The organism is Polynucleobacter sp. IMCC30063 (assembly GCF_021395235.1).
Lineage (GTDB): Bacteria > Pseudomonadota > Gammaproteobacteria > Burkholderiales > Burkholderiaceae > Polynucleobacter.
The window spans coordinates 65849-85524 of sequence record NZ_JAJVCQ010000001.1 but is presented as its reverse complement, the minus strand read 5'-3'; the positions used below and the strand labels follow the sequence as shown (position 1 = coordinate 85524).

Below are 19676 nucleotides of genomic sequence, written 5' to 3'. Positions count from 1 at the left end.
CGCGGAAACTACAATCTATTTATGCCCGAACTACCTGAAGTAGAAGTAACCCGTCTTGGTATCCAAGCCCACCTTGTGGGACGAAGCATCTCTGGCCTCGAAGTGCTTGATGGTCGGCTCCGCTGGCCAGTGATAAAAAATCTGGCTACCATCCTTCGCGGCCAACAAGTTCAAGCGATTGAACGCCGAGGCAAATACTTACTGCTGCGCTTAGATCGGGGTTATTTACTCATCCACTTAGGTATGACAGGTGTATTACGAATTTTGCCCACCCCTGACTTACCTAAACCACATGATCGAGTCATTTTTTATTTGGGCTCTCTCAGTTTGCGTTTACACGATCCCAGAAAATTTGGCGCCGTGATTTGGCATCCAAACAGTAAAGGGCCCGTCGCTTCGAATCCCCTGCTTAGTAAGCTGGGTGTAGAGCCACTGTCAGCAGACTTTGCTGGCGCAGCCGCAGCAGACCTGTTGTACCAAGCTTCGCGGGGTAGAACAATCGCAGTGAAGCAATTTTTGTTGGCTGGACAAGCCGTAGTGGGGGTAGGCAATATTTACTGTTCGGAAAGCCTATTTGAAGCCGGTATTCATCCTGCTAAAGCAGCTGGACGATTAACTCGCCCAAATTGTGTACGTTTAGCTATGGCCATTCGCGCGGTCTTAACGCGGGCCATTAAAGCAGGGGGGAGCTCATTGCGCGATTTTGTTAATAGCGCGGGTGAGCCAGGGCACTTTATGATGCAAACCAAAGTATATGATCGCCGTGATCTGCCCTGTAGGGTATGTCAAACCCCAATTCGTCAAATAGTGCAAAGTCAACGTTCAACCTACTACTGCCCAGTGTGCCAAAAACGCTAAATCGAGATCAGTTTGCAACAGTACTGTTGCGCTGGCATCAACAAGATGGTCGCGCCGGGTTGCCTTGGCAAAATTTACACGATCCTTACGCTATCTGGGTCTCTGAAATTATGTTGCAACAAACACAAGTCAGCACTGTGCTTGAACGTTATCCTAAGCTCATGCAGCGCTTTCCCACAGTTCAGGCGCTAGCTGCTGCCCCCTTAGATGAAGTATTGGCAGAATGGAGTGGATTGGGTTACTACAGTCGTGCACGTAATTTGCATGCTTGCGCAAAGCAAATAGAGCAGGATTATGGCGGGCAGTTTCCTCGCCAATTAGCGCAATTAGAAAAATTAGCAGGCATTGGTAGGTCAACCGCAGGTGCGATTGCTGCATTTGCATTTAATCTGCGTACGCCAATCTTAGATGCAAATGTGAAGCGGATTTTAGCAAGGTTATTTGGCGTTGCAGGTGCGGTACAAAGCAAGGCAGTTAGCGAGCAATTGTGGCAATTAGCCCAAACGCTCTTGCCACATGAGGCGAAATTCATGCCACGCTATACACAGGCTTTAATGGATTTTGGTGCCACATGGTGTACTGCGCGACAACCGATTTGTTTAAGCCAAAAAAATAGTCAAGAAAAAAAATGTCCATTCGAAAGTAGTTGTATTGCCAAACAACATAATCAAGTACTTGAGTTACCCAAGAAACTAGTCAAGAAAAAATCACCTGCATTTAACTGTGTGATGCTCATCATTCAAGCCCAAGAGCAGATTTTATTGCAACGTCGGCCAACCGAGGGTATCTGGGGTGGCTTATGGTCTTTACCTGAATCGAGTTGGCAAAAAATAACGCTAGATAGTGTTGTGCAGACGCCAAAAATAAAAAAAAATATTAGCACCAAAAAATTGCTGCAAATGATTTTTTCATCAGGCCACGTTGCAGAAAAAGTATTAGACCAATTGATTAAATTAAGTACTAAGCCAGTAGCAGGCTTAGTACTCAAGCATGTGTTTACCCATCGGGTATTGTGGATTCAGTCTTGGCGTATTCAATTGAGCAAGCCCATAGCCATAGCGGGAACAGATTACGCTTGGTTTAGGCTGAACGAACTAGATGCACTTGGCTTGCCGCAAGCAATCCGCCTTATTTTTCAGGATTGGAATCTAATTCGCGATGCCGATAAAGCAAATGAATAGGTAAGGTGCTGACTGCATTTTTTTCTAGGGCTTGGCCCAGTCGATTGATTAAGTAAACCGAGCGATGTTGTCCACCAGTGCAGCCAATGGCAATAGTTAAGTAACTACGACCATCAGCGATGTAATGGGGCAACCAATTTTGCACAAAGCGAATAATGTCATCGGCCATTGCATTGACTTCCGGAATTGCGCTTAAAAAGCGTTTAACTAGTTCATCCCTACCCGTTAAGGGGCGCAGTATTTTGTCGTAGTACGGGTTAGGAAGACAGCGCACATCAAAGACCAGGTCAGCTTCACCAGGCAAGCCTTTTTTAAAGCCAAATGATTCAAGGATGACGGTTAAACCCACTGGTTTATCCTTAATCAAATCTTGAATCCAAGAGCGCAGTGTATGGGCGGGCAGATTGCTGGTATCGATACTATGCGCTTCCTTACTAAGGGGTTCAAGTAGCTTGCGCTCGAGTTCTAGGGCCTCAATTAAGGTGCTTGCTAATGTCTGTTCAGAGTTAGCGCCCGCTTTAACTGAAAGGGGATGGCGGCGTCTGGTCTCAGAAAAACGCTGCACTAAGGTATTCGTATCAGCATTAATAAAAAGGACGCGTACTTGATGGTTAGCTTGTAATTGTTTAAGCAGTTGCGGTAATTGGGCAATCGAATCACCACGACGAGCATCAATGGCAACTGCAACCCGCTCCCTTTTTTCAGTTTCTAGGGTCGCAATTAAAGCTTCTAATAAAGATACCGGTAAATTATCAATACAGTCGTAACCAGCATCTTCGAAGGCTCGCAAAGCAACAGATTTACCAGAACCCGAAATACCCGTAATTAGGTGAATTTGCATTTTAAAGTAAACGCCCTTGCAGCTTACTATTTTCTGCGTCAGCGTTCATTTGGCTCCGCTGCCGTTCGATAAATTCTTTGAGGGTATCAATACCGCGTAATTGCAAAATAGTATTGCGCACCGCAGCTTCAACTAAAACAGCTAAATTACGGCCAGCAGCAACCTGAATTTTAACTGTACGAATTGGCACATCGAGTACGTTAATATGCTGAGCGTCAATGGGTAAGCGCTCAAACTCTCCGTCTGAGCGACGCACGAGTTGAACGATTAAACGTAATTTCAGTCGCCGCCGAACCGCTGTTTCGCCAAAAATAGTGCGAATATCGAGCAAACCAAGACCGCGTACCTCCAACAAATCGCGTAAAATAATCGGGCATCGACCTTCGATGTAATCGGGGCCAAGCCTTGAAAAGTCAACGGCATCATCAGCAACTAAACCATGGCCACGGGAAATTAACTCGAGCCCTAATTCGCTTTTACCAAGACCCGATTCACCCATAATTAAGACGCCCAAACCTAGGATATCCATAAAGACACCATGCATGGTAATGCGGGGCGCGCCGATTTTGCTTAAGTAAGTACGCAAATTATCAATTACTGTTGCAGCAGAAACAGGGGTAGAAAATAGGGGGGTTGAAGAGCGCTGACAATACAGTTGTAGGTCGGGATCGGCCTCTTGACCATCGGCCACAATTACGCATGGGGGGTCTTTTGAAAGCATGCTAGCGAGCTGCATATGCCGTTGTTCTGGTGCTAGAGCAGCATGATAGGCAACTTCTTGAGTACCAAAAATCTGAATGCGACTAGGGTGGATGAGATTTAAGTGACCCACTAAGTCTGAGGAAGCAGAGGCGGCTAAGACAGCCTCGGACGGAAATTTACGCTCAGCACCTTCTAGACCACCAACCCAGGAGAGTTTTAAATCACCCACATTGTCATCAAAAATTTGTTGGGCGCTTAAGCTTTCAAGCAGTAATGACTGCGTCATAATTTAGGTCTTCCAATGGCATAGTAATTGGCACACTTTTTCAGGGTCAATTTCATTTTCTAATGCGACACGTGCCTTTGGGTCAGAGAGTACTTGAGCAATTGCAGAAAGTATTTCGAGGTGCTCTTGAGTAGCTTTTTCTGGCACCAAGAGAAAAACTAAAATACTCACCGGCAATTGATCTGGTGCGGCAAAATCAATTGGCGTTGCCACTTTAATGAAGGCTGCGCAAGGATGCTTAAGGCCTTTGACTCGACCATGGGGAATCGCTACCCCAGCACCTAGGCCAGTGGAGCCTAGTTGTTCGCGCGCATTCAAAAAACTACAGACTGTGTCAGCTGAAATGGGCTTGAGTTGTTCAGCAAATAAAGCGGCAGCAGCCGCAAATACCTCGCTCTTATTTTTAGCGGGGCTGTTAAGCGCAATACAGTTTGTAGTAAATAGGGGGCTGAGAACATTCATTCAAAAGGCTTTTCGTGCTGGTAGTCTTGGTGCTTTTCTTTATATTTCATTACTTGTCGTTCTAATTTGTCCACCACATTATCCATCGCATGGTATAGATCTTCGTGATGTGCTTGAGCAAACAGTTCTTTCCCTTTCAGATGCAACGTGATTTCAGCAGTTTGGCGCAGATTTTTCTCTTTAGCATTATCGATCATTAAAAATGCTGAGGCATCAATTACCTGATCAAAGTGCTTGAGAATTTTTTGCACTCCATTTTCAAGATGCATCCGAATTCCAGGTGTAATTTCAAGATGACGACTATTAATTTTTAGATTCATGAGCAAGTCCTCGATTATTTAAAGTCGGTTGTTGTCGCGACGAAACTCTAGGTTAGCAGTGATTCGAAGCAATTCCAAGGGTTTTACAATTTTTTCATTACATGCGGAAATTTTCACCCAAATAGACCCGCCTAACGGCATCGTTTTGAATAATCTCATCGGGCTTACCGGCTGCCAAGACGCTACCCTCACTAATAATATAAGCATGGTCGCAAATACCAAGGGTTTCACGCACGTTATGATCGGTAATCAGAACACCAATTTGGCGGTCTCTTAGAAAGCGCACAATGCGCTGAATTTCTCCAACCGCAATAGGGTCTACCCCAGCAAATGGTTCGTCGAGCAAAATAAACTTTGGCTGAGAGGCGAGGGCGCGCGCAATTTCAACTCGTCTGCGTTCACCGCCTGAAAGCGATAAAGCCGGGTTGTCGCGTAAATGGCTTATCTGGAGCTCATCCAGTAATTCATCGAGGCGCTGGCGAATTTCTTTTTTACCGAGCGCTTTGCCCCCTTGAACTTGCAGTTCAAGAACCGCTTGAATATTTTCGGCCACTGTTAGCTTGCGAAAAACGGAAGCCTCTTGCGGCAAATACGATAAGCCCATTCGCGCCCTCTCATGAATAGGTAAATGACTAATTTCCTTGCCATTAAGCTGAATCGTGCCATCATCAAATGGTACTAATCCGACAATCATATAAAAGGAAGTCGTTTTGCCGGCGCCATTGGGGCCAAGTAAACCGACCACCTCACCGCTTTTAACTTCAATAGTGACATCGCGTACAACTGCCCGTGAACCATATTTTTTTTGTAAATGCTGCGCTATCAGAATGGCTGGCAGATTACTAGCGGGAGAAGGGGATTTCATTTGATCGGAGTCTTACGGCGTGGCGACAAAATAGCCCGCGCTAGGGGGGGTGAGCTTAGCAGGGAAGCATCTGTAGTAGGGGGAATCACTAGATAGCGTTGCTGTTGATCATCGTACTGAATTTTCCAGCCAGATAAGTTATCAAGGGTTTGCATATTTAATAAACGCTTAAAGTTTGCCTCACCAATTAAGGTTAATACTTCATTTTTATTATCGTACAAAATTTCTTTACCACGTCCCTGCATAAATTCTTCTGCAGGGCCTTCACGTCGCTCGCGAATGCTGGCAACAAGCTCAGGCGTACCTTGAATTTGAATTGCTTGATAGCCCTCGGGGTCGATTTGAATCACACTATCTGCACCTGTAATCACAATACTGCCTTTAACCAACAAAATATCGCCTTTTAAGATGTAACGTTGGTCTACATCATCCACAGATACCGAATCAGCATTAAGAATTAAGGCTTTATCTCGATCCGCTTTTTCTGCGATCGCAAATGAAGAAAAAAAACCGTAGCAAAGACTTAGCAGGATGAAAAAAACACCATATTGTTTATTTCTCATTTCAGCGTTGACCCTGCTGTTCTCGCTCAATACGACCTTGTACTTTGCCAAATAAAGTCATGGTTTGAGTCACATTATTAAAGCTGCCTCCTTCATTTGAAGTCAAAATGGAGAGACCTTGCTCAAGGGTTAAGGGGTAGCGAGTGTTAATCAGATCTTCATTAATGAGCACTTGAAAATAATTAGATAGCGCAATCATTTGCGATGCCGCTTTTTGAGTTTCGAGGGCGGGTTGAGCAGGACGAAAAATTTCTGCGTTTCCAGACAAATCGAGGATCGAAATATCGCCATCTAAGTGACCTACATTCGCTTGCACGGTAACTGGTACTTTTGGGGGTTGAAAGGAACGCATGCGTGGTGCCGTAATATCAATGGTGGCATCGTCTTCATAGTGAATTAATTGTTTACCGATGACCCGATTTTTTGTTTCGCCTAATTCATTTAAGGTTGAGAGCGCGCCATTGGTAATAGTGTAATCAGGCACATGCAAACGCGCAGGAGCGCTAGCAGGTAGCGTAGCGGGGCTATTTTTTTCAACTAACCAATAGGTTGCGAGGGTCAGGCCTAACATTAATACCAGCGGCGTGAGGCCCAACAGCGTGCGCAAAATACCCATTTTGACCCGCTGTAAATTCCATTCCATCATCTACTTACCAGCCTTCTTTAGCAGGGCTTCGTAGCGATTTTGGGCTTGTAAAATGAGATCACATAGCTCCCGTACAGCGCCATAACCACCGGCTCGTTCAGTAATTAAATGGGCCTGTTGTTTAACGCCAGCATGGGCCGAGGCTGGGCAAGCAATCAGGCCTGCCTGATGCATCATTGGCAAATCAGGCCAATCGTCACCCATTACTGCTATATGATCGCGTTCGAGATTGAGCGTGGTTAATAGTTGCTCGAGGGCGATAGTTTTTTGAGTTACACCCATAAAAAGATGGGCGATACCGAGCTCAGCACAACGAGCGCTCACAATGGGAGAGCTTCTGCCAGTAATTACTGCACAGGGAATACCGCATTGTTGTAATAGCTTAATTCCCAACCCATCTTGAATATCAAAAGCTTTGGCTATTTCTTGGCCATCGGCTCCTAAATAAATTTGCCCATTCGTAAGCACGCCATCCACATCTAATACGAGTAGTTTGATGTGCGTCGCCCGCTCCCAAGCTTGGGGAAAGCGACTCAATGCATTGCTAACCGGCGTATTAAAAGCGTTAGACATAAATAGAAAAAAATTCAATTACCCTGATCACGGCGGCTTAAATTACCTTTGCAGCAAATAAATCATGCAAATTAAGCGCGCCCAATAAACTGCCATCTGGGGCAGTCACCACCAAATGATTAATGCGAAATTTTTCCATCATCTCAATGGCCTCTTCTGCTAAAAGCTCAGGGGGGATGGTATGGGGTTGATTAGTAATCGCGGCTTGCAAAGAAATACCGCTTAAGTCGATTGACTTTTCAAGTAAACGACGCACATCACCATCGGTAAAAATACCAACAATTTTTTGTTGGTGATTCAAGACAATAACCATACCCATTTGTTTAGCGCTCATCTCGAGTAAGGCTTCTGGCAGAGTGGCATCAATGTTAATTTGGGGAGTTTGATTCAGGGGTCGCATGACTTCGCTAACATAGCTAAATTGTTTTCTGCCTAAGCGCCCACCAGGATGGGAGCGAATAAATTCTTCCGCTTGAAAACCCTTAATATCAAGTAAAGCTACAGCTAGGGCATCCCCCATTGCTAAAGCTGCCGTTGTACTGCTGGTAGGCGCTAAATTGAGAGGGCAGGCTTCTTTTGCTACGCTCGTATCTAAATGTGCATCAGCCAACTGTGCTAATGAGGAATTCGGGGCGCCGGTGAGGGCAATGAGTTTTGCCCCAGTGCGTTTAATGATGGGCAGAATCGTAAGCAATTCATTCGTTTCGCCGGAATTAGATAGCGCTACAAAAACATCATCGCGGGTCACCATTCCTAAATCGCCATGGCTAGCTTCAGCAGGGTGCACAAAAAAAGCGGGTGAACCGGTAGAGGCAAAGGTAGCTGCAATTTTACGGGCAATATGACCCGATTTCCCAATACCCGAGACCACAATGCGTCCCTTACAGTCGTGTAGCAATTCAACTGCTCGAATGAGGGTTTCAGCATTTGCGCCTTCTAGGCGGTCGCGCATGGCCTGCAAGGCTTCGGCTTCGATGGTGAGGGTATCACGGGCCAGCATTAGGGTTCGGTCACGGGTCTTCGCTATCATGGGATCAGTATATGCCGTCAGTCCTTCAATTAACGCTCATTTTGTTAGGCTCTGGAGTAGCCGGGGTCCTTATTTTCCGCTATTTTGGTTTACCACCAATTTTGGGCTATTTATCCATTGGTATTTTAATTGGTCCCAATGCCTTGGCAGTGGCCAATGATTCGGCAACGGTAAAGTATTTAGCCGAGTTTGGCGTGGTTTTTTTGATGTTTTCCATTGGACTGGAATTTAATTTACATAAATTAAAGGCCATGCGGACGATCGTTTTTGGCTTGGGTGGCAGTCAAGTCATTATGACGATGCTCTTGGCCGTGCCGGCGAGCTTCTTAATCAGTTCGTTTTATCCCTTATCTTGGCATGCTTCAATTGCGCTTGGTGGCGCATTAGCGATGTCTTCGACCGCTATTGTGACTAAATTACTAGCCGACCGTGCAGAGTTAGAAATGGAGCATGGCCGCAATGTGATTGGCATTTTATTGTTTCAAGATTTGGCAGTGGTTTTTCTCTTAATTTTATTACCATCGCTGGGTAAAAACCCCCATGACTTATTCGAAGCATTATCGCTAACCGCAATCAAGCTAACAATAGCGTTAGTGTTGATATTTTTTATTGGCCAAACTCTAATGAGTCGCTGGTTTAAATTAGTGGCGCGTTTACGTTCGCAAGAACTGTTTATGCTCAATTTACTTTTAATTGTTTTGGGAATGTCAGCGTTAACAGCCTATTTTGGTTTGTCATTAGCCTTAGGCGCTTTTTTAGCGGGAATGTTAATTTCAGAAACACCCTATCGTCACCAAGTTGAAGATGATATTAAGCCATTTCGCGATGTTCTTTTAGGCCTATTTTTTATTTCTATTGGGATGTTATTAGATTTGCAAGTGCTGGTTGTTCAGTGGCATCTGGTATTGCTTTTATTGATAGCCCCCTTAGCTTTGAAGTTTATAGTGATTACTGTTTTAGCGCGCCTGTATGGTTCCAGCCCTGGGGTTGCCATCCGCACGGGTTTATGTTTGGCGCAAGCGGGAGAATTTGGCTTTGTGTTGCTAACTCAAATTGACGGCTTAGATTTAATTGACCCGCTACTGAGTCAAGCGGTGCTGGCGGCGATGCTGTTGTCAATGCTAGGGGCGCCTTTTTTAATTCAATTTAGTGAGCGGCTTGCAATGCGCTTTGCGAGTACAGAGTGGCTTTTGCAGTCGCTTGCCATCACGCGTGTAGCTGCACAAAGTATGCGCAATGATCAACATGTGCTTATTTGTGGTTTTGGGCGCTCGGGCCAAAGTTTGGCACGTTTATTGGATCAGGAAAAAATTCCTTATCTGGCCTTAGATCTCGATCCCGATCGTATTGCCGAAGCTGTATCAGCTGGAGATCGAGTGGTCTATGGAGATGCGAGCCGTGAAAACTATTTAGTTGCAGCAGGTTTAGTAAGGGCAAAGGCTGTGGTAATTACCTTCGCCGATACGATAGCGAGTTTAAAGGTACTGCATCAGGTTGAAAAACTGCGGCCTGGAATGACAGTCTTAGTTCGCACTACCGACGATGCGGATTTGGGAAAATTACAAGCCGCAGGAGCCACTGAAGTAATCCCCGAGTTAATCGAGGGCAGCCTCATGTTAGCTTCACATGTCTTACTCATTATGGGGGTGCCAATGCGCAAGGTGGTTAGAACAATTACGGCAGCTCGTGAAGCGCGTTATAGCTTATTGCGGGGATATTTTCGGGGCTCTACTGACGAGGATTTTAGTGAAAACGAAGCTTGGCGCTTACATACCGTCACGCTGATGCCCGGCGCACTGAGTATAGGCAAGACTTTGGCAGAGCTACATTTTGAGTTAGATGGCATTACAGTGCAAGCAGTCAGACGGAAGCTGATGGGCGCTGATTACACCAAGCTAGACCTCAAGCCCGACTTACACTTACAAGCGAACGATATTTTAGTTTTATCGGGTAATTCTGAAGCGCTTGAAATAGCCGAAGCTAAGCTTATTTAGACTACTTAATGGCTTCGGCAAAGGTCTCAACTGCCGCTTTAGATTTATTCTTGTTAAGCGGCGCAGTCTTACGCGGTGTTTTGGGTTCTTGGCCTTTTTTTAATAAAGGCGCTAAATATTGACCTGTAAAGCTGGCCGCGTTTTGGGCTACCTCTTCAGGTGTGCCCGACGCAATAATTTGTCCACCGCCTGCCCCGCCTTTAGGACCTAAATCAATAATCCAATCAGCGGTTTTAATCACATCTAAATTGTGTTCTATTACCACGATGGTATTTCCCTGTTTTTTTAGCGTATGAATGACCGTCAGTAATAGTTGGATGTCATGAAAATGAAGTCCCGTAGTGGGCTCATCTAAAATATAAAGTGTTCTGCCCGTATCCCGCTTGGAAAGCTCAAGTGACAATTTGACGCGTTGTGCTTCTCCGCCCGATAAAGTTGTAGCACTTTGACCTAGCTTCACATAACCTAAACCAACATCGAGCAAGGTTTTTAATTTACGCTTAACTACAGGAACAGCGGCAAAAAATTCATGGGCTTGTTCAATTGTCATTGACAGTACCTCATGAATATTTTTGCCTTTATAGCGAATATCTAGGGTCTCGCGGTTATAACGCTTACCATGACAAACGTCGCAGGGCACATAGACATCGGGTAAAAAATGCATTTCTACTTTTAAAACGCCATCACCCTCGCAAGTTTCGCAGCGTCCACCTTTCACATTAAAAGAAAAGCGACCTGCTTCATAGCCGCGCTCACGGGCCGCAGGCACCCCAGCAAACAACTCTCGAATGGGGGTGAAAAGACCAGTATAGGTAGCAGGGTTAGAACGCGGAGTTCGCCCAATGGGCGATTGATCAACGCTAATAACTTTATCAAAATGATCTAGCCCTTCAATGCCATCATGGGCTGCAGGCTCTGCACTTGAGCCATATAAATGCTGCGCAACTGCGAAGTGCAAGGTATCGTTAATCAGGGTTGATTTACCAGAGCCCGATACTCCGGTAACACAAGTCATCAAACCTATTGGAATAGAAGCATTAACCGCTTGTAGGTTGTTACCACGAGCACCTAAAATGGTGAGAAAGCGCTCGCCTACTGGAATGCGTTTATCTGGTACCTCGATGCGTTCACGCCCGGCTAAATAATCGCCAGTTAGCGAAGCGGGATTATTTTCAACATCAGTTGGGGTACCAATTGCCACGACTTGCCCGCCATGCACCCCAGCGCCTGGACCAATATCTATAACATAGTCAGCTGAGCGAATCATATCTTCATCATGCTCAACCACTAAAACACTATTACCTAAATCACGCAAATGCTTCAAGGTGGTAATTAAACGATCGTTATCACGTTGATGCAAACCAATGGAAGGTTCATCTAGTACATACATTACCCCAGTCAAGCCAGAACCAATTTGTGAAGCCAAACGAATTCGCTGAGCCTCTCCGCCAGACAGCGTATCAGCGCTGCGCTCAAGCGAAAGGTAGTCGAGTCCTACATCATTTAAGAAGCGTAAGCGGGAGCCAATTTCTTTAACAATTTTGTCAGCAATTTCTTTTTTAGCGCCTTTGAGTGCTAGGTTTTCAAAATAGTCTTTAGCTTCGCGAAGTGGCAGGGCACTAATTTCATAAATTGCGCGCGCTTGTTGCCCATCACCCACTTTCACAAAGCGTGCTTCACGACGTAAGCGAGTGCCATTGCAATCGGGACAAGAGCATATATTTTGATAGCGCGCAAGCTCTTCACGCACGGTCATTGAATCGGTTTCGCGATAGCGTCTTTCAAAGTTTGCCACAATTCCCTCAAAGGCATGTTCGCGCACACTTAACTTGCCGCGTTCATTTAAATATTCAAAGGGAATTTGAATTTCTCCGGAACCAAATAAAATCAGCTCTTGGGCTTTTTTAGGCAAATTTTCAAACGGTTTTTCAAGATCAAAGTTTGCATGCTTAGCGAGGGCTTGTAACAGTTTGAAATAAAATTGATTCCGACGGTCCCACCCTTTAATTGCACCCGATGCCAGCGATAAATCAGGATGTGCCACAATTCTTTTAGGATCAAAAAAGGAAATATGGCCGAGGCCGTCACAGGTAGGGCATGCCCCCATAGGATTATTAAAGGAGAATAAACGCGGCTCCAATTCTTGTAACGAGTAGGCGCAAATCGGGCAGGCAAATTTACTGGAAAAAATAGTTGTTTCACCCGTATCCATATTCACGACCATCGCTTTACCCTCAGCTAAGCGCAAGGCCGTTTCAAAAGATTCCGCTAGACGTTGCTGAATATCAGGGCGAACTTTAATTCGATCAACAACAACTTCAATTGAATGTTTGTCATGCTTTTTTAACTTAGGCAGTAGATCAACTTCAAAAATTTCCGCTTTGGCCGTATTGGTCGTGCCACCACCAGAGCGAACCCGAAAACGTACAAAACCTTGGGCCTGTAAGTCTTGAAACAGATCAACAAATTCACCTTTACGTTCGCTCACAACGGGCGCTAAGATCATTAACTTGGTATCTTCCGGCATGGCTAAAACGGTATCAACCATTTGCGAAACACTTTGGGCGGCAAGCGCTAAATTGTGATCAGGACAATGGGGCGTGCCAGCACGGGCAAACAAGAGGCGGAGGTAATCATGAATTTCAGTTACGGTACCCACGGTAGAGCGGGGGTTATGGCTAGTGGCTTTTTGCTCAATTGAAATTGCTGGCGATAAGCCCTCAATGACATCAACGTCTGGTTTTTCCATTAACTGTAAAAATTGCCGCGCATAGGCCGATAGCGACTCGACATAGCGGCGCTGACCTTCGGCATAAAGCGTATCAAATGCCAGTGAGCTTTTGCCCGAGCCAGACAAGCCAGTAAGGACTACCAGTTTTTCTCGGGGTATATCCAGGTTGATATTTTTGAGGTTGTGCGTGCGTGCGCCGCGGATCTTGATTTCAGTATTCATGTTTTTTTAGCGTAACTTGTTAATATAGCTCTTTCTCATGAATCCTTCAGAACTTCGCTCCACTCTCGCTTTAGCAGGCATTTTTGGCCTGCGGATGCTGGGCCTATTCCTTATCTTGCCGGTCTTTAGCCTGCATGCCCGCGATTTACCGGGGGGCGAGCATGCCTTTTGGGTCGGCCTATCTTTAGGCATGTTTAATATTGTTCAGGCGTTTTTTCACATTCCCTTAGGCGCCTTATCCGACCGCATTGGACGCAAGCCGGTAGTCGTTTGGGGGTTAGCCTTATTTGTGGTTGGGGCCATCATCGCTTCAAGTCACGATGATTTGCTCTGGATTGGTATTGGCCGCGGCATTATGGGCGCTGGAGCCATTTCGGCTGCTATTTCTGCTTGGGTGGCAGACCTCACCCGCGAGCAAGTAAGAACCGTGGCAATGGCGATAGTGGGTGGCAGTATCGCCTTGTCGTTTGCGCTATCACTGGTCATTGCTGCGCCAATTTATCGACTCATCAATTTAAATGGCATGTTTATGCTCTTAGCAGTAATGGGTTTTATCGCTATATTGGTGGCCCTCTTCGTCGTGCCAAGCACCCCTGTCAAGCCACCTTCACAGCCAGTTCCCTTAATAAAAATATTTCTCCGACCTGAATTAGCGCGGCTTAATATCGGTGTCTTTATTCTCAATGCAACGCAAGTGGCCATGTTTTTTGTAGTTCCACGCCTTTTAGTGCAGGCAGGCTTTCCACTAGCAAATCACTGGTTGGTGTATTTGCCAGTGGTGCTCATTTCATTTATCTTAATCGCACCTTTATTAATTTACGGAGAAAAGAAACAGTGTTTACGCCTTTCAGTTTTACTCAGTATTGGGTTTTTGTTGGTATCCCAATTTATCTTTATTGAGGCCGCCACCGTTTTAATGATTGCCATTGCCTTGCTCACCTATTTTGTGGGTTTTAATTTACTGGAAGCATTGCAGCCCGCCTTAGTGTCTAGGTGGGCCAAAGAATCGAAAGGCGCTGCTTTAGGAATTTATAACACCACGCAGTCGATTGGTTTATTTGCTGGTGCAGCTATTGGCGGATGGATTACGGAACACCATGGTGAGCACGCAGTTTTTATTTTGGGTGGGGCCCTCTTAATCGGCTGGCTTATAATTGCATGGCCGATGCAAGAGCCGCCTGCGAAACCTAAAAAATCGCCTCTAGGCTCGGTTCCATCCAGTTCTTAAGCAGACATTTGCTGGTTTTACTATTAGCACAGCGGTATTTTATTGATGTTCAGTGAGCTGTAATTTTATAAATTCATTTTCTTCGGGAGACAACATGGCTTCGGTAAATAAGGTCATCATCGTAGGTAACGTTGGGCGCGATCCAGAAACACGTTACTTGCCCAGTGGCGACGCAGTAACCAATATTTCAGTAGCAACTTCAGATCGTTACAAAGATAAACAAACTGGCGAAATGAAAGAAACTACCGAATGGCATCGGGTGGCTTTTTTCGGTAAGTTAGCCGAGATTGCGGGCCAGTATTTAAAAAAAGGTTCGCAAGTATATGTTGAGGGTAGTTTACGCACGCGTAAATGGACCGATCAAAGTGGTCAAGAAAAATACTCCACAGAAATTCGAGCTGAAACCATGCAAATGTTAGGCTCTAAAATGTCTGGTGCGAGTAGCGAAGGAAGTGATAACGCGCCTCGTACTAAACCGAGTGATGCTGGCGCTAACCCAGCAGCCTCGGCAGGGGCACTTGGTGCAATGGACGACGATATTCCGTTTTAAGAATGAGCCCTACTGCCTGGCATGCCGAACATTGGCTGGCCAGGCAGCATTGTAATCAGCACGAAATGGGTTAATGTCTAAACCACCGCGGCGGGTATAGCGCGCAAAAACTGCTAATTTTTCTGGCGCGCAGCGCTCTTTAATGGCACAAAAAATAGTCTCTACGCAGTCCTCATGAAACTCCCCTAGCTGGCGAAAGCCAATGAGGTAGCGCAATAAACCTGCTTCGTTTATAGGCCTGCCAAAATACCGGATTTGAATGCTAGCCCAGTCTGGTTGTCCGGTTACTGGGCAGTTCGATTTCAGTAGATGAGAAACTAGGCATTGTTCAATTGGTGCCGCAGTAATATCGGCACTGAGTAGCGCTGCATCAGCAGCAAGCGAATGGTCAACATCAAGATCAAGTCGATCCAGTAAATCGCCTGTTAATTCATGAATACCATGAGTAGCAGCTTCTTCAGGCTTAATAATACGAACTTGTACTGGCGCTTCTGTAACTAGTGATAAATCAGTTTGAAGTTGCAGGCCCAGCTCTTCTGCCGAATTAAAGCGCTCATTATTTAAGCTATTTAAGTAAAGCTTAAATGATTTAGATTCAACCATCTTGGGTGAATCTGCAGGAAAAATAAATTCCGCTAAAGCAACTTGTGGTTTGCCTTTAGCATTAAGCCAGCTTAATTCATAGGCATTCCAAATATCAACGCCAAAAAAAGGCAGCGTTTTCTGAGTGGGCTGCAACAATTTAGCCCGTTGTGTTGCGCGGTCAATTGGAAACAGTAAGCCAGGATCATAGTGAGTGGGGTAAGCTGTTTGCTGCCCAAGTTGAGGTCTTAAATTAATTAAAGCCATAAAAATAAAAAGAATAAATAGTAAGAAGGTTAACTTGAGCGCAGAACCATTTCATTGGTCTTTTTGGGAATAAAAAAGAGCCACCAAATGCTGAATAAAACCGAAATAACACCCCAGAGAATATAAAGCGTTTGATGATAATGAATGTTAGGAAAGCCAACAATCCATTGTCTGAATAGCGGACTAAATTCAGGAGTGTACCAACACAAAAATTGTAAAGCAGCATTATTTTCTAAACAGCTTGCTAGGTCGCGCACACTAAATAGAAAACCTTGGATACAAACCCAAAAACTCCACAATATCGTTGACAGCAGAACTAGGCGAGTTTTGAAAGAGAGCTCAGCTAAACAAACTCCATAAGCTAAAAGTAAAGAGGCGGGGATACAGGCGAGTAAAAAAAACCGAGGTCCCCAAAAAAAACCACCATACCAAGACCACCAGTTAGCGTAAATTAATATCATGCCAAAAACAAAAACTAATAGTGCATCGATGAGTAAAAATAATTTTTGGTCGGCGCTGGTGTGCGGTTTTATAAAAAACCTAAGAAAAATTGCTGGGATAAAAAATAGCAAGCCCTTGCCAAAAGAAAATAGAATTGAGATAAATCCTAAAACAAAGGGGTAACTAAAACCTGCTTTTCCAGAATACGGCAATATCGTGACAGTGCCTTGATCTGCCACGAGATAGGGTGAAGCAAAGATGGCGCCAGACTTGACATAGTTTTCAAAGATGATTGCACTAGCTGGCATTAGGATGATGAAGAGATAAAGGGGTTTGCGTAACTTTAGGGCTAAAAAAATGAGCGATAAAACAAGTGCAGGCAAGGTTGCTGGTGTTTGCACTACGCCAATACTCAATAAAACTACTGCTAAAAAAAGCCGCTCTTTTAAGAGCGCAATGATTCCTAATGTAATTGCGCTAGCAGTCAGTGTCTCACCATAGTAAGTCATGATGTGATTGGGGAACATGGAGGTAGCAAGCATAAAAATAGCGACAAAAAATTGCATTGTGCGAGTTGGCATTGCGCGCACGAGAAATAATAAAAGCAGGCAAAAAATAAGCGGATTGAACCAGGCGGTAGTAAGCTTCGCTTTTTCAAAAAAAGCGCCTACCCAATAGAGCGGGAAGGAGATGATGGCATGAATAGTAGAGAACTTACTCGTTGGAGATTGCCCGTTAATCAATGCCAGTAAATCATTAAATCGATCTACGCCATCTCCATCAATAGCTGGGTGCAGGCATTTATAAAGAAGAAATAAGCCCAAAAAAATCCACAGGGCCATTAATTTATTGCTGTCAAATCGAATGTGCCAGCGCGCCATTGCTTGTCGTTTTCTAGTTTTGGCGATTCGCAATACCCGAAACTACGTGCCCAGTCGGCGCTACTGTAGCTGCGGCTTGGCAGTGGCCCGTTTGGTCATCAAAAAAGAAATCAGGCTCGAATTCGCGCAAGAAATCACTTTTTGATAAGCCACCCAAAAACATGGCTTCATCAACTTCTATGCCCCAATCCATCAAAGTTCTAATTGCTCGTTCGTGAGCTGGTGCAGACCGAGCAGTAACCAGGGCGGTACGAATCCGCATGCCCTTTTCACCCGATTGGTTTTGTAAGCGGTGGAGCGCCTCTAGCAAAGGTTTAAAAGGACCCGGTGGTAAAGGCACAGACACTTTTTTACTCTCATGGTCAACAAAAGCCTCTAAGCCCTTATTTTGAAATATCTGTTCGGCTTCATCAGAAAATAAAACAGCATCGCCGTCAAAGGCAATACGAATTTCATCGGGATGTGATTCAGCGCTGGTATTGGATTCCGGATAGACTCGAGCTGCTGGAAAGCCCGCATCAATTGTGGCCCGCACATCTTCTTCATTAGCGGATAAAAATAAATTGGCATGCAGTGAGCGTAAGTAATGATAAGGCGGGCGCCCGCGGGTAAAAACCCCCCGCTCTAAATGTAAGCCATGGTGGACTGCTGAACGGAATACCCGTAAACCACTGACGGGATCATTACGCGAGAGGATAACGACTTCTACTCGCTGTTCCTCACCTGAATTAAAAGCCAATAATTTTTTTACAAGGGGGAAGGCGACACCGGTGCGCGCAGGAATTGACAGCCTCTCCAATTGCAGTTTCATGTACGCACTGTCATCGCTTGACTCAAACAGATTATTCTCCTCCTCAAAATCAAACAAGGCGCGCGATGAAATGGCCACGACTAATTTTCCGGAGAGACTGTAGGCCATCTTATTTTAAAAAGAGTTGATAGGCTGGATTTTTACTTTCGTTCCAATGGGGATATCCCAAAGTGATGAGAAAGTCTTGGAATGCTTTTTGATCTGTTTTTGGTACTTGAATACCGACCAAAATCCGGCCATAGTCGGCCCCATGGTTACGGTAGTGAAACAAACTAATATTCCAATTGGGTGCCATGCTGGTTAAAAACCGCATCAGCGCCCCCGGTCTTTCGGGAAACTCAAAGCGATAGAGGAGTTCATCTTTAGCTAAGGGTGAGTGGCCCCCGACCATATGACGTAAGTGTGATTTTGCTAATTCATCATGGGTCAGATCAATGGTAGAAAAGCCTGCCTGATTAAAGTGTTTGGCAATCGCCGTACTATCTTGCGCCTTTAAAGTAGAAATACCAACAAATATATGCGCCTCACGTTGATCAGCAATGCGGTAATTAAATTCGGTTACATTACGCTTACCTAAAAGTTCACAAAAACGCTTAAACGAGCCGCGTTCTTCAGGGATGGTGACAGCAAAAACAGCTTCACGAAATTCTCCAACATCGGCGCGTTCAGCAACAAAGCGCAAGCGACTAAAATTCATATTTGCGCCACAAGCAATTGCCACAAACGTTTTCTTTTTAATTTTCTTGTGGATGACATATTTTTTTAATCCTGCAATCGCTAAGGCGCCTGCAGGCTCAAGAATGCTGCGGGTATCACTAAATACATCATTAATGGCGGCGCAAATTTCATCGGTATCTACAGTCACAATTTCATCCACTACTCGTTGGCAAATCCGAAATGTTTCTTTACCCACCAGTTTTACGGCTGTGCCGTCCGAAAATAGACCAACCTCTTTTAGTTCCACGCGTTTGCCTGCTTTGAGAGAGCGTCTCATCGCATCTGAATCTAGCGCCTGGACGCCGATAATTTTGGTCTTAGGACTCACGGCTTTGGCGTATTCCCCAATACCTGAAATTAAACCCCCGCCGCCAATGGCAACAAATATGGCATCAATTGGGCTTTGGCATTGTTGAAAAATTTCTTGGGCAATCGTTCCTTGGCCTGCAATTACATCAGGATCATCAAAAGGATGCACAAAAGTAAGCCCACGTTTTTTTTCTAGTAACTGGGCATGGGCGTAAGCATCGCTATACGAGTCGCCGCATAAAATCAACTCAACCCAAGATTTGCCATGGGCTTTAACTGCATCAATCTTAACGTTTGGCGTGGTGATGGGCATCACAATCACGGCTTTACATTTCATTTTGGCGGCAGCTAAAGCAACTCCTTGGGCATGATTACCAGCCGAAGCAGCAATGACGCCCCGTTTTAGTGCAGCAGGGGGTAAATGGGCCATTTTGTTGTAGGCCCCGCGTAATTTAAAGGAAAAAACGCTTTGATTATCTTCACGTTTCAGCAAAACTCGATTTCCGAGGCGTTGCGATAGCTGGGGTGCGAAATCGAGCTCAGTTTCACGAGCGACATCGTAGACCTTGGCGGCGAGAATTTTTTTTAGGTAGTTGGTTGCCATCTAATGAGCGTA

The 19676-nt window shown here is 45.1% G+C and carries 19 protein-coding genes; 5 read left to right on the top strand and 14 right to left on the bottom strand.

What is annotated here, in order from left to right:
- Positions 1-21: 21 nt before the first annotated feature.
- Together mutM and mutY are read left to right on the top strand one after the other, a co-directional pair.
- On the top strand, positions 22-858 hold the full coding sequence (gene mutM / locus LZG75_RS00405) for a bifunctional DNA-formamidopyrimidine glycosylase/DNA-(apurinic or apyrimidinic site) lyase (protein WP_233924516.1): 837 nt from the start codon (positions 22-24) through the stop codon (positions 856-858).
- Positions 843-2039, top strand: coding sequence for an A/G-specific adenine glycosylase (gene mutY / locus LZG75_RS00400; RefSeq protein WP_233934739.1), 1197 nt, complete (start codon positions 843-845; stop codon positions 2037-2039). Before mutM ends, mutY begins: the two co-directional genes overlap by 16 nt.
- On the opposite strand, the gene rapZ is transcribed toward mutY, so the two are convergent.
- The 9 genes from rapZ to LZG75_RS00355 form a co-directional block, all read right to left on the bottom strand.
- Positions 1987-2880: an RNase adapter RapZ gene (gene rapZ, locus LZG75_RS00395; protein ID WP_233934738.1), complete on the bottom strand. Its 894-nt coding sequence runs from the start codon at positions 2878-2880 to the stop codon at positions 1987-1989. The two genes, mutY and rapZ, sit on opposite strands and share 53 nt — an antisense overlap.
- A 1-nt stretch (position 2881) precedes the next feature.
- Positions 2882-3868 (bottom strand): HPr(Ser) kinase/phosphatase, encoded by a 987-nt coding sequence (gene hprK, locus LZG75_RS00390; RefSeq protein WP_233924519.1) that lies wholly within the window; start codon positions 3866-3868, stop codon positions 2882-2884.
- Positions 3869-3871: 3 nt separating this feature from the next.
- Positions 3872-4330: a PTS sugar transporter subunit IIA gene (locus LZG75_RS00385; RefSeq protein ID WP_233934737.1), complete on the bottom strand. Its 459-nt coding sequence runs from the start codon at positions 4328-4330 to the stop codon at positions 3872-3874.
- Positions 4327-4650, bottom strand: coding sequence for a ribosome hibernation-promoting factor, HPF/YfiA family (gene hpf / locus LZG75_RS00380; RefSeq protein WP_233924522.1), 324 nt, complete (start codon positions 4648-4650; stop codon positions 4327-4329). Before hpf ends, LZG75_RS00385 begins: the two co-directional genes overlap by 4 nt.
- Before the next feature lie 97 nt (positions 4651-4747).
- Entirely contained in the window at positions 4748-5515 is a 768-nt protein-coding gene (lptB, locus tag LZG75_RS00375) for an LPS export ABC transporter ATP-binding protein (protein WP_233934736.1), read from the bottom strand.
- Entirely contained in the window at positions 5512-6078 is a 567-nt protein-coding gene (locus LZG75_RS00370; RefSeq protein ID WP_233934735.1) for an LptA/OstA family protein, read from the bottom strand. The genes lptB and LZG75_RS00370 overlap by 4 nt, the downstream gene beginning before the upstream one ends.
- A gap of 1 nt (position 6079) precedes the next feature.
- Entirely contained in the window at positions 6080-6721 is a 642-nt protein-coding gene (lptC, locus tag LZG75_RS00365; RefSeq protein WP_233934734.1) for an LPS export ABC transporter periplasmic protein LptC, read from the bottom strand.
- Positions 6722-6724: 3 nt separating this feature from the next.
- Entirely contained in the window at positions 6725-7297 is a 573-nt protein-coding gene (locus tag LZG75_RS00360) for an HAD family hydrolase (protein ID WP_233924526.1), read from the bottom strand.
- Between the two features lie 37 nt (positions 7298-7334).
- Entirely contained in the window at positions 7335-8327 is a 993-nt protein-coding gene (locus LZG75_RS00355; protein ID WP_233924527.1) for an SIS domain-containing protein, read from the bottom strand.
- 11 nt (positions 8328-8338) lie between these two features.
- On the opposite strand from LZG75_RS00355, the gene LZG75_RS00350 reads away from it, so the two are divergent.
- The gene (locus tag LZG75_RS00350) at positions 8339-10321 is read left to right on the top strand and encodes a monovalent cation:proton antiporter family protein (protein ID WP_233934733.1); all 1983 of its coding nucleotides are present in this window, start codon (positions 8339-8341) and stop codon (positions 10319-10321) included.
- A gap of 1 nt (position 10322) precedes the next feature.
- Here the strand turns inward: LZG75_RS00350 and uvrA are convergent, their stop codons facing one another.
- Positions 10323-13274 (bottom strand): excinuclease ABC subunit UvrA, encoded by a 2952-nt coding sequence (gene uvrA, locus LZG75_RS00345; RefSeq protein WP_233924529.1) that lies wholly within the window; start codon positions 13272-13274, stop codon positions 10323-10325.
- Between the two features lie 37 nt (positions 13275-13311).
- On the opposite strand from uvrA, the gene LZG75_RS00340 reads away from it, so the two are divergent.
- Both LZG75_RS00340 and ssb read left to right on the top strand, forming a co-directional pair.
- On the top strand, positions 13312-14502 hold the full coding sequence (locus LZG75_RS00340; RefSeq protein WP_233924530.1) for an MFS transporter: 1191 nt from the start codon (positions 13312-13314) through the stop codon (positions 14500-14502).
- A gap of 94 nt (positions 14503-14596) precedes the next feature.
- Positions 14597-15052: a single-stranded DNA-binding protein gene (ssb, locus tag LZG75_RS00335; protein WP_233924531.1), complete on the top strand. Its 456-nt coding sequence runs from the start codon at positions 14597-14599 to the stop codon at positions 15050-15052.
- A gap of 9 nt (positions 15053-15061) precedes the next feature.
- On the opposite strand, the gene queF is transcribed toward ssb, so the two are convergent.
- Genes queF through ilvA form a run of 4 tightly spaced genes read right to left on the bottom strand, consistent with a single transcriptional unit; the run spans position 15062 to position 19664 of the window.
- On the bottom strand, positions 15062-15901 hold the full coding sequence (gene queF / locus LZG75_RS00330) for an NADPH-dependent 7-cyano-7-deazaguanine reductase QueF (RefSeq protein ID WP_233924532.1): 840 nt from the start codon (positions 15899-15901) through the stop codon (positions 15062-15064).
- Positions 15902-15930: 29 nt separating this feature from the next.
- Entirely contained in the window at positions 15931-17184 is a 1254-nt protein-coding gene (locus LZG75_RS00325; protein WP_233934732.1) for a hypothetical protein, read from the bottom strand.
- Positions 17185-17236: 52 nt separating this feature from the next.
- The gene (locus LZG75_RS00320) at positions 17237-18142 is read right to left on the bottom strand and encodes a 5'-nucleotidase (protein ID WP_233924534.1); all 906 of its coding nucleotides are present in this window, start codon (positions 18140-18142) and stop codon (positions 17237-17239) included.
- Position 18143: 1 nt separating this feature from the next.
- Positions 18144-19664 carry a threonine ammonia-lyase, biosynthetic gene (gene ilvA, locus LZG75_RS00315; protein WP_233934731.1) on the bottom strand — a complete coding sequence of 507 codons (1521 nt, stop codon included), beginning with the start codon at positions 19662-19664 and terminating at the stop codon, positions 18144-18146.
- Positions 19665-19676 lie beyond the last annotated feature (12 nt).

Excerpts from the sequence above, each read along its gene's own strand:
- mutM (WP_233924516.1), top strand. The coding sequence starts at position 22 with ATGCCCGAACTACCTGAAGTAGAAGTAACCCGTCTTGGTATCCAAGCC.
- rapZ (WP_233934738.1), bottom strand. The coding sequence starts at position 2,880 with ATGCAAATTCACCTAATTACGGGTATTTCGGGTTCTGGTAAATCTGTT.
- hprK (WP_233924519.1), bottom strand. The coding sequence starts at position 3,868 with ATGACGCAGTCATTACTGCTTGAAAGCTTAAGCGCCCAACAAATTTTT.
- LZG75_RS00385 (WP_233934737.1), bottom strand. The coding sequence starts at position 4,330 with ATGAATGTTCTCAGCCCCCTATTTACTACAAACTGTATTGCGCTTAAC.
- hpf (WP_233924522.1), bottom strand. The coding sequence starts at position 4,650 with ATGAATCTAAAAATTAATAGTCGTCATCTTGAAATTACACCTGGAATT.
- lptB (WP_233934736.1), bottom strand. The coding sequence starts at position 5,515 with ATGAAATCCCCTTCTCCCGCTAGTAATCTGCCAGCCATTCTGATAGCG.
- LZG75_RS00370 (WP_233934735.1), bottom strand. The coding sequence starts at position 6,078 with ATGAGAAATAAACAATATGGTGTTTTTTTCATCCTGCTAAGTCTTTGC.
- lptC (WP_233934734.1), bottom strand. The coding sequence starts at position 6,721 with ATGGAATGGAATTTACAGCGGGTCAAAATGGGTATTTTGCGCACGCTG.
- LZG75_RS00360 (WP_233924526.1), bottom strand. The coding sequence starts at position 7,297 with ATGTCTAACGCTTTTAATACGCCGGTTAGCAATGCATTGAGTCGCTTT.
- LZG75_RS00355 (WP_233924527.1), bottom strand. The coding sequence starts at position 8,327 with ATGATAGCGAAGACCCGTGACCGAACCCTAATGCTGGCCCGTGATACC.
- LZG75_RS00350 (WP_233934733.1), top strand. The coding sequence starts at position 8,339 with ATGCCGTCAGTCCTTCAATTAACGCTCATTTTGTTAGGCTCTGGAGTA.
- uvrA (WP_233924529.1), bottom strand. The coding sequence starts at position 13,274 with ATGAATACTGAAATCAAGATCCGCGGCGCACGCACGCACAACCTCAAA.
- LZG75_RS00340 (WP_233924530.1), top strand. The coding sequence starts at position 13,312 with ATGAATCCTTCAGAACTTCGCTCCACTCTCGCTTTAGCAGGCATTTTT.
- ssb (WP_233924531.1), top strand. The coding sequence starts at position 14,597 with ATGGCTTCGGTAAATAAGGTCATCATCGTAGGTAACGTTGGGCGCGAT.
- queF (WP_233924532.1), bottom strand. The coding sequence starts at position 15,901 with ATGGCTTTAATTAATTTAAGACCTCAACTTGGGCAGCAAACAGCTTAC.
- LZG75_RS00325 (WP_233934732.1), bottom strand. The coding sequence starts at position 17,184 with ATGGCCCTGTGGATTTTTTTGGGCTTATTTCTTCTTTATAAATGCCTG.
- LZG75_RS00320 (WP_233924534.1), bottom strand. The coding sequence starts at position 18,142 with ATGGCCTACAGTCTCTCCGGAAAATTAGTCGTGGCCATTTCATCGCGC.
- ilvA (WP_233934731.1), bottom strand. The coding sequence starts at position 19,664 with ATGGCAACCAACTACCTAAAAAAAATTCTCGCCGCCAAGGTCTACGAT.